Source organism: Marinimicrobium sp. UBA4209, assembly GCF_002381585.1.
Classification (GTDB): Bacteria; Pseudomonadota; Gammaproteobacteria; order Pseudomonadales; family Cellvibrionaceae; genus Marinimicrobium; species Marinimicrobium koreense.
Map to the genome: position 1 here is coordinate 1 of NZ_DFTP01000019.1, position 225 is coordinate 225.

The window sequence follows — 225 nt, forward strand, 5'->3', positions numbered from 1 at the left end:
GTGATTGCCGCGATCACCAGCTGTACCAACACCTCCAACCCGGCGGTTTTGATGGCCGCTGGTCTGGTGGCGAAAAATGCCCGTGCCAAAGGGTTGAGCGCTCGTCCTTGGGTCAAAACCAGCCTGGCGCCCGGCTCCAAAGTCGTGACCGACTACCTGGAAAAAGCTGGTCTGATGGACGAATTGGAAGGTCTGGGTTTCTACCTGGTGGGCTATGGCTGCACC

1 protein-coding gene is annotated in these 225 nt (G+C 58.7%); it reads left to right on the forward strand.

What is annotated here, in order from left to right:
- Window positions 1-225: aconitase family protein (locus tag B3187_RS03085; RefSeq protein WP_286804539.1), on the forward strand; the 225-nt coding region annotated here is incomplete at both ends.